General features: G+C 72.0%; 7 protein-coding genes, 1 tRNA gene and 1 pseudogene. 5 read left to right on the top strand and 4 right to left on the bottom strand.

Going from position 1 to position 8,999, the window contains the following annotated elements:
* Positions 1–584: pseudogene (locus ACTIR_RS23785) on the top strand (serine/threonine protein kinase); the annotation flags it as partial.
* A gap of 25 nt (positions 585–609) precedes the next feature.
* On the opposite strand, the gene ACTIR_RS0116205 reads toward ACTIR_RS23785, so the two are convergent.
* From ACTIR_RS0116205 to ACTIR_RS0116195, 3 genes are all read right to left on the bottom strand, one after another.
* Positions 610–1,530, bottom strand: coding sequence for an N-acetylmuramoyl-L-alanine amidase (locus ACTIR_RS0116205; protein ID WP_026455072.1), 921 nt, complete (start codon positions 1,528–1,530; stop codon positions 610–612).
* A gap of 192 nt (positions 1,531–1,722) precedes the next feature.
* The gene (locus tag ACTIR_RS0116200; protein ID WP_026455071.1) at positions 1,723–2,778 is read right to left on the bottom strand and encodes a cobalamin B12-binding domain-containing protein; all 1,056 of its coding nucleotides are present in this window, start codon (positions 2,776–2,778) and stop codon (positions 1,723–1,725) included.
* A gap of 2 nt (positions 2,779–2,780) precedes the next feature.
* Complete coding sequence (locus ACTIR_RS0116195; protein ID WP_026455070.1) at positions 2,781–4,118, bottom strand: PP2C family protein-serine/threonine phosphatase; 1,338 nt, start codon at positions 4,116–4,118, stop codon at positions 2,781–2,783.
* Between the two features lie 218 nt (positions 4,119–4,336).
* Here ACTIR_RS0116195 and ACTIR_RS0116190 point away from each other — a divergent pair, with 218 nt between their 5' ends.
* Entirely contained in the window at positions 4,337–5,290 is a 954-nt protein-coding gene (locus tag ACTIR_RS0116190) for a lipid kinase (RefSeq protein WP_084789569.1), read from the top strand.
* 94 nt (positions 5,291–5,384) lie between these two features.
* On the opposite strand, the gene ACTIR_RS0116185 is transcribed toward ACTIR_RS0116190, so the two are convergent.
* Positions 5,385–5,457, bottom strand: a tRNA-Thr gene (locus tag ACTIR_RS0116185).
* A gap of 227 nt (positions 5,458–5,684) precedes the next feature.
* On the opposite strand from ACTIR_RS0116185, the gene ACTIR_RS0116180 reads away from it, so the two are divergent.
* The 3 genes from ACTIR_RS0116180 to ACTIR_RS23780 all read left to right on the top strand — a co-directional run.
* Positions 5,685–7,211, top strand: coding sequence for a threonine/serine exporter family protein (locus ACTIR_RS0116180; RefSeq protein WP_026455068.1), 1,527 nt, complete (start codon positions 5,685–5,687; stop codon positions 7,209–7,211).
* A gap of 24 nt (positions 7,212–7,235) precedes the next feature.
* Positions 7,236–8,684, top strand: a complete 1,449-nt coding sequence (locus tag ACTIR_RS0116175) for an alpha,alpha-trehalose-phosphate synthase (UDP-forming) (protein WP_026455067.1) — start codon at positions 7,236–7,238, stop codon at positions 8,682–8,684.
* A gap of 42 nt (positions 8,685–8,726) precedes the next feature.
* The coding region (locus ACTIR_RS23780; protein WP_324607103.1) for a trehalose-phosphatase at positions 8,727–8,999 on the top strand (273 nt) is incomplete at its 3' end.

Genomic DNA, 8,999 nt, shown 5'->3' with positions numbered 1-8,999 from the left:
CGGCGCGCACGGTCACCCGGGACGACCTGGACCGGGCGCGGGCCGACGCCGGGGACCTGGCCACCCAGGCGCGCTACCGGGAGGCCGCGGAGATCCTCGACGCCACCGCCGCGGACGCGGTCGCCACGTTCGGCGCCGCCGACCCGGACGTGGTGAACGTCCGCCTGGAGTGGGCCAACGTCCTGTTCGAGGGCGGCGACTACCGCACGGCCGCCCCGGCGTACGAGGCGTTGATCGACGACCTCACCGCGCGGGACGGCCCGGACACCGAACTCGTGTTCCGCTGCCGCGTGCAGTACGCCGAGTGCCACGCCCGACTCGGGCACACGACGACGGCACTGGACGTCGCCCACCGGCTGCGCGGGGACGAGGAGCGGGTGTTCGGACCGTCCGACCCGCGCCCCATCGAGCTGCGCAGGCGGATCGGGTTGTGGCAGCTCGGCGCGGGCCGCCGCGACGAGGCCCGGCGCACGCTGACCACCCTGCTCGACGACCTGCTGGGCGAACACGGGGAACACCACCCGGCCGTGCCCGGCGTGCGCGACCTGCTCGCCGGACTCCCGGACACCCCGCCCGGGTCCTGAACCACCACGGACGGGGTGCCCGGGTTCAGGCCGTGGTCCGGTCGCCCTCCCCGGCCGTGGCCGACGGGTCCGGGGGCGCCGGTGGCGGTGACTCCGGTGATTCCGTCGGCTCCGGGACGTCGTAGGCGGAGGCCGCGTCGTAGCGTTCGGCCGCCACCGGGTCGGCCTCGGCCTCGGCCTCGCTCTCGTCCAGTGCGCGCCGGACACCCCGGCGGGCGGCCTCCTCGACGGCGGTGTTGTCCACCTCCCCGCCGGCGACGAGCTGTTCGACCAGGTTGCGGATGGCGGCGACCTCGCCGCGCAGCGGCGCGATCTGCTGCCGGATGATGCGGTCCTCGGAGCTGCCCAACAGGGTCTCGGAGTACTCGCGGCGCTTGAGCCTGCGGTTGTAGATCCAGTGGGTCCACACGGCCCGGGCGACCTCGTCGGAGCTGGGCATGTCGTCCTCCTGTGCCGAACGGTTGATTTCTGCGATGCGTGCCTGCGCGTATCGGCCGGGGCACAGCGTGGAGGCGCCCGGGGCGTCCCGGTGGCCCCCGGTGAGCCGGGCCTGCCGCCACCAGCCCCGCGCGTGGCCGTGCCGGAGCAGCGCGGCCACCGCGTCGACCTGCTGCCTGCTCACCCGCCGCCGTTCATAGTTGCCGATCAGACAGATGGCCCGCGAGATGTCGTTGCGCCCGCCGGTGTGCGCGCCCTGGCGGTGCACACTGTGCCCCTCGAAGACCCGCCCGGACGGGGGCACCACGAACGTGTAGCTGATTCCGCCGCCGAACCGTTCCTGGCCGATCTGTTCGAGGCGGCGGACCGCGGCGGCCTCGTCGGCGACGTTCCACTCCGGCGCCGGGGTCACCGAGTGGTGCAGCCACACCTCCGAGGCGGGCAGTGGCGCGTTCCGGAAACCGTCCGGATACCGCGCGCCCCACCGTGCTCGACCGATGATCTCCACGTCAGCCTCCCTACCGAGCGCTGATCCTGTGATCTGTACCACCAACGGTAACGCGCTCGTGCGGTTCCGTGCGGACACGTTCAGGTACTACTCGACCCAATTCTGTTCACGAAGCGTGATATCCGGGGCGTCCGTCAGCCGCGACCCGACCTCGGGGGCGTGGCCTCGCGACGCCCGCCGGGCCCGGACGGGTCACGCGGCCCAGTGACGTTCCAGCAGGGACCGCGCCCGTGGCAGGTCGTCCAGCACGGCGGCGAGTTCGGCGCCGAGGTCGGCGAAGGCCCCGTCGTTGATTTGCCGTTCGACGAGCACCGTGCGCGCCCAGTCGGCGACCTCGCGCACGAGCCGGTCGTCCCCGGTGATCAGCGCGCCCTGCAGGGTGCGCAACGGTTGCTCGACACAGTCGTGCAGCACGGAGGCCAGGTCGCTCTCCACGTCGGTGCCTCCGGGGGAACCCGACGGGACCTCCACGGCGTCGGGGCGCCACCGCTGCACCACCCGCTCGACGAGCCGGTGGTGGGTCAGTTCCAGGGCGCGTTGCTCGGCCAACGGTTCCGCGGGCAGCGGCTCGACCGGGTCGACCGTGGTCGGCAGGTGTTCGAGCAGTGCGAACGCCTCCTGCGGGCTCGCCGCCCACGCGGTCGCGCCGAGGGCGCGGGCCCGGGCGTCGTCCGGCCCGAACGCGGCCCCGCCCGCGATGACCGGGACGCCCACCGTCGTCGCGGCCTCGATGAAGCGGCGGGCGTGCGGCAGACCGCCCGCCAACGAGGTGCTCACCGCCACCGCGACCGGGTCGAGCTTCTGCAGGTACGACGACAGCCGCTCCGCCGGGGTGGCCGCGCCCAGGTAGGTCACCTCCCACCCCTGCCTGCGCAGCGCGGTGCCCACCATCAACGCGGGCAGCGCGTGCCACTCGCGTTCCGGGCAGCCGACCACGATGCGCCCCCGGGTCACCGGGTACCACCGCCGCACCCGCTGGGCGACGCACTCGGTGACCGCCACCGAGACGCCGGTGGCGATGTGTTCCTGCGCCACCGACCACTCACCACGCTGCCAGCGCTCGCCGATCCGGTGTTGGATCGGCGCCAGCAACCCGGACAGCACGGCCACCGGGTCGGTCCCCTCGTCGAGCACCTGTTCGGCCATCGCGGTGGCCTTCGCGGTGTCGCCCATTACCAGCGCCCGCTCCAACGGCCGCACCAGCTCCGTCAGGTCCGTCGCACCCGCGCCCGACACCGCCCGCGTCACGGTCAGCTCTCGTTCCGGATCGCCAACACCGCGATGTCGTCGTGGCCCTCGCCGCCGATGTGCTCGACCACGTGCTGCTCGACCGCCTCGCACACCGTCGCCGGGCTCGCGCCCGCGTAGTGCGGCAGCAGGCGCCGCAGCCGGTCGGCGCCGAAGAACCCGTACGGGCCCCGCGCCTCGTCCACCCCGTCGGTGTAGAGCAGCAGCGTCTCCCCCGGGGCGAGCCGGAAATCCACCTCGTCGTAGGACAGATTCGGGACGATGCCCGCCACCGTGCCGCGCGCGTCCGGTTCGTCCACGGTGCCGTCGCGGCGCAACACCAGCGGCGGTGGATGCCCGGCCACGGCCAGGGTGGCGAGCAGGTCCCCGTCGTCCCGCCCCCGGCGCAGCCGGACGCAGGCGAGACTGACGAAGCGCTTCTCCGGCTGGGTGCGCAGCACCTCGTTCAACGTGAGCAGCACGCGGGACGGTGACCGGTCGATGTGTGCGGCCGTCTTGATCGTCTGCCGCGCCAGGCCGGTGAGCATCGCGGCCCGGATGCCCTTGCCGCACACGTCCCCGATCACCGCGGTGAAGTCGTCCGCGGCGCCGTGGACGTCGTAGAAGTCGCCGCCGATGTCGGTGCGTTCGGAGGACGAGCGGTACCGCGCCGCCATCCGGACTTCCGGGTACTGCGGCAACTCGGGCGGCCGCAGGGTCTCCTGCAGCGCCTCCGCCATCTCCGCCCGCTCCTCGTACAGCTTCGCCGACTGCACCGCGACGGCGACCCGACGCCCGAACTCCTCGGTCAGCCGCACCTCACCGTCGGTGTAGGCACGGTCGGGGCCGGTGACGGTGACCAGCACACCGTTCGTGGTGCCACCGCTGTCCAGCCCCACCGCGAGCACGCTCGACGGTTCGAAACTCTCCGCCTGCTCCCGGAGCGATTCCAGCGGGACGAGATCCCGCAGCACGGCGTGCAGATCGTCGTCCCGCGCGGTGCGCAGCTCCGTGTGGCCCACGCGTTTGATCCGGGGCAGGGCACTGCCCGGGTCGAGCCTGCCGACGGGCACGGGGGCGACGGACGCGTCCCCCGACGCCTCCTCCGCCCCGCCGACGACCCACGCCCCCATGTCGTCGAACACCGCGACCATCGCCCAGTCCCCGAGGTAGGGCACGGCCAGGCGCAGCGCGCGGAGCATCGTGCGGCGCACGTTCAGCGACAGCGCGAGCTGGTGGGAGGAATCCTGGATGAACCGCACCGCCGCCCAGTCGGGAGGACGGTCGCAGGATCGGTCGTTCCGACGGCGGGACTGGCCCGGCACCCGGTCCGGGGTCTGTCGGTTCACTGCCGTGTCCACATCGAACTCCTCGGCACAACGGCGACGAATCCGACTGTACGTGACCCCGGCGCCGAGTTCGCCGCGTTGCGGTGACCGGATTTTCGTGGTTTGCCGGACTTCGACGCTTCTTCCGGACCGCCCCTCTCCCGGGGTGCCGGGCCGGGCACAGGGGGCGACCGACCCGGGCCGGAACACGCCACACCGCCGCCGTACACGACCGGGCATAGTCTCGGGTCATGTTGCGGGAAGCGGCAGAGGCCCGGCGCGTCGCGGTCGTCGTCAACACCGGCTCCCGGCGTGGAGCGGAGCACTACGGCCCGGTCGTGCGCAGGCTGGCGCGCACGGGACTGCCCGTGGTGACCACGCACGCGGTCACCGACGGGGCCGAGATGGAACCCACCCTGCGGCAGGTGATCGACGCCGACCACGACCTGATCGTGGTCGGCGGGGGCGACGGCACGCTCAGCACCGCCGCGGGGCTGCTCGCGGGCACCGACCGCACCCTGGGCATCCTGCCGCTGGGCACCGCGAACGACTTCGCCCGGACCCTGCACGTACCCGCCGACCCGGTCACCGCCTGTCACGCACTGGCCGAAGGCAGGGTCGTGGACGTGGACGTGGGGCGGGTGGACGGTGAACCCCTGCTCAACGTCGCCTCGGTGGGCCTGGCCGTGGGCGTGACCGAGGCGTTGACCGCGCGGCTGAAGAAGTTCCTCGGTCCGCTGGCCTACCCGGTGGCCACCGCCCGCGCGTACCGGCAGCACCGGCCGTTCCGGGCCCGGCTGGAGTTCCCGGACGGCGACCACGAGCCGGTGGACCTCGACGACCTGCTCCAGGTCACGGTCGGCAACGGCCGCTACTACGGCGGGGGTAACGCCATCTCGCCCACCGCGGGCATCGACGACCACGAACTCGACCTCGTCGCCATCGTGCGCGGCAGCCTGCCGGAGCACGTGACGATCGCCCGCCGGCTGCGGGACGGCACCTTCGTGCGGCACGACAACGTGCACTACCTGACGACCCGGCGGGTGCGGCTGAGCACGGACCCGCCGTCGGACGTCACCGTGGACGGTGAGATCGCCGGGACCACCCCGACGCTGTTCACGATCGAGCGCAACGCGCTGCACGTGGTGGTGCCGACCGGCAGCACCGCCGCGACCCTGGACGGTGCCCGCGCCCGGGCGGACTGAGGACCGCCCGGGCGGTCGGGTACCGATGGTGACGAACCGGACGCACGCCGCACCTCCGGGGACTTCCGATCATGGCGTCGGCTGTCCGATACTGAGCCGGCAAGGGGGCTCGAACCCCTGACCTTCTGTTTACAAGACAGACGCTCTACCAACTGAGCTATACCGGCCGGACGCCTCCCGTGACGACGGGGGCTCCACCCCAACTATATCCGCCGCGATCTCCGCCACAGTGGCCGCCCACCACCCGGGACGACCCTGCTCAACGGTTTGGCAGCGACTACATTCGGTACGGGTCACCGTACTACAACAATGTGGTATAGGGCACGACCGTCGGTGTGCAACGGCCGGTGACAAGCGGCCGATGTTCTTTCGGGGATCCCGCGAGGAGGTGGAAATGAAGCTCAGGCCGCGCGCTCGTGCGGCGGCACCCAAGCGCCGGCACGCGTGGCAGATCCTGGAAGCACCGGCCGAGGAGCACACCGAGAAGCGCTCGCCACGGCAGCAGCGCGGCGGCAGGACCCGGCAACGGGCCTGGCAGGTTCTGGAGGCCCCGACCGGGGAACTGCCCGCCGTCCAGCCGGCACCGGAAGGGGCCATCGGACCGGAGCTCCCGGACGAGGCGACCGTGCACATGGTGCTCGACCTCGTCACCCGGATCGGTGAGGTCCAGATGGCGAACGGAGCGGGTGCCTCCGACGTCACCGCCACCATCCTGACGTTGACCCGCGCCCTGGGTCTGCCGCGGTGCGAGGTCGACGTCATCTTCACCTCCGTCACGGTGAGCTGTCTGCGGGGCAGTGACCTGCCCCCGGTGACCGTGTTGCGCGTCGTCCGCTCCCGCAGCCTCGACTACACGCGGCTGTCGGAGACCGAGCGGCTCGTGCAACGCCTGATCCACAACCGGATCAGCACCGAGGACGCCTACACCGAGCTGCACCGGCTCACCACGGCCAAGCACCCCTACCCGCGTTGGGTCTCCACCCTGGCCTGGGGCGGTATGGCCGCGTTCATCACCCTGCTGCTCGGCGGCTGGGGCACCTGGGCGCCGATCACCGCGTTCCTGATCAGTTCCGTGGTGGACCGGGTGGGGCGCGTGCTGAACCGGTACTCCCTGCCGTTCTTCTTCCAGCAGGTCGCGGGTGGGTTCGTCGCCACCCTGTCGGCCATGGTGATCGTCAACCTGGACTTCCTCGAACTGCAGAGACCCACGCTCGTGGTGGCCGCCGCGTTGACCGTGCTGCTGTCCGGACTGTCCACCGTGTCGGCGGTGCAGGACGCCATCACCGGGTACTACGTCACCGCGGCCGGGCGGATGCTGGAGGTCGTGCTGATGAGCGCCGGGCTGATCACCGGGGTCGCCGCCGGGATCAGCATCGCGATCCAGTTCGGCGCGACCCGGGCACCGGACCCGATCGCGCCCTCCACCGCCGTCGGCGAACTGCACATCATGATGTTCGCGGGCACGGGGGCGGCGGCCTGCTTCGCGCTGGCGTCCTACTCGAAGATCCGTCCCCTGCTGGTCGCCGCGGTCGCGGGTGCGGTGGGTGCCACCGGATACGGGATCCTGAGCGTCCTCGGGTACAACCCGATCATCGGCGCGGCCTTCGCCACCACGCTCGTCGGCCTCGGTGGAGGTGTCCTCGCCCGGCGGCTGAAGGTGACGCCGCTGGTGGTCGCGGTCTCCGGCATCACCCCGCTGCTGCCCGGGTTCGCCACCTACCGGGGCATGTCCGAACTGATCGACAACGGCACCATCACCGGACTGATGACGGCGGCCGCGATCGGCCTGGCGCTGGCCGCGGGCGTGGTGCTCGGGGAGTTCCTCGCGCAACCCGTCCGCACCGGGTTGAGCAGGCTCGAACGCAAACTGGCGGGACCCCGGATGGCGGGCCCGCTGAACACTGGCCGCCCGCTGGAGTAGCGGCCGCGCGATACTGTTTGAACCATGTCACCCGCCGGAAACGCCGAGTCGCACGCCCGGGCCGAGTTCGTCGTCGTGGCCAACCGTCTGCCGGTCGACCTCGAACGCGCCTCCGACGGAACCCAGCGCTGGACACAGAGCCCCGGTGGGCTCGTGTCCGCGCTGGAACCGTTCCTGCGCTCCCGCAAGGGCGCGTGGGTCGGCTGGCCCGGCGTCCCGGACGTCGAGGTGGAGGAGTTCACCGACGACGGCCTGATCCTGCACCCGGTGATGCTGACCTCGACCGACGTCCGCGACTACTACGAGGGCTTCTCCAACGCCACGCTCTGGCCGCTGTACCACGACGTGGTGGCCCGGCCCGTGTTCGACCGGAGCTGGTGGGAGAGCTACGTCCGGGTGAACCGGCGGTTCGCCGAGGCCGCCGCCGCCGTGGCGGGCGAGGGCGCGACGGTGTGGGTACAGGACTACCAGCTACAGCTGGTGCCCACGATGCTCCGGGAACTGCGCCCCGACCTGCGGATCGGGTTCTTCCTGCACATCCCGTTCCCCCCGGTGGAGCTGTTCATGCAGCTGCCGTGGCGGGCCGAGATCGTGCGCGGGCTGATCGGGGCCGACCTCGTCGGATTCCACCGACCCGGGGGTGCGCAGAACTTCCTCTGGCTGGCCCGCCAGCTGATCGGGCTGGAACCCAGCCGCGGGTCGGTCGGGGTGCGGTCCCGGCCCGGCATGGTGCAGGTCGGCGACCGCACCGTGCGGGTCGGCGCGTTCCCCATCTCGATCGACGCGGCCGGGTTGGACACGCTGTCCCGCAGCCGCGCCGTCACCGAGCGGGCCGTCGAGGTGCGGCACGAGCTCGGTGACCCGCGGACCGTGCTGCTCGGCGTCGACCGCCTCGACTACACCAAGGGCATCGACCTGCGGCTGCAGGCCTTCCACGAACTCCTGCAGGAAGGGCGGGTCAAACCCGAGGACGTCACGTTCGTCCAGCTCGCCACGCCGAGCCGCGAGCGCGTCGAGCACTACCAGCGCATGCGCAGCGACATCGAACAGATGGTGGGCCGGATCAACGGCGAGTTCGCCCGCGTCGGCAGACCGGTGGTGCACTATCTGCACCAGTCGGTGAACCGCTCGGAGCTGGCCGCGTTCTTCGCCGCCGCGGACGTCATGGTGGTCACCCCCCTGCGGGACGGGATGAACCTGGTCTGCAAGGAGTACGTCGCCGCCCGCCACGACCTCGGCGGTGCGCTCGTGCTCTCCGAGTTCGCCGGTGCGGCGGCCGAGCTGAACAGCGCCTTCCTGGTCAACCCGCACGACCTGGACGGGGTGAAGAACGCCCTCGAACAAGCTATTACTCTCGACCCGGCGGAAGGGCGGCGCCGGATGCGCGCCTTGCGCCGTCAGGTCCTGACGCACGACGTGGACAGGTGGGCACGCTCGTTCCTCGACGCGCTCGGGACCGAAACGGCTTCCTGACGTCCCCCGGATCGACTGTGTAGCTCCCCTGAAGGAGGAGTGTTGACGGCTGAGGCCCTGCCTGCTGAGCTGCGGCGCGCGATAGTGCAGATCGCCAGGACGCCGCGCCTGCTGGTCGCCTGCGACTACGACGGGACGCTGGCGCCGATCACGACCCAACCGGAGGACGCCCGCGCCCGCCCCGAATCCGTCGGCGCGCTGCGGTCGTTGGCGGCGCTGCACGAGACCACCACCGCGGTGATCTCCGGGCGTGCCCTGCGGGACCTCGCCATCCTCTCCCGGCTGCCCGCCGAGGTGCACCTCGTCGGCAGCCAC

The organism is Saccharomonospora iraqiensis subsp. iraqiensis, from assembly GCF_000430445.1.
GTDB lineage: Bacteria > Actinomycetota > Actinomycetes > Mycobacteriales > Pseudonocardiaceae > Saccharomonospora > Saccharomonospora iraqiensis.
Note: the sequence above shows the minus strand (reverse complement) of the source record. Positions and strands in the feature narration are given on the sequence as shown.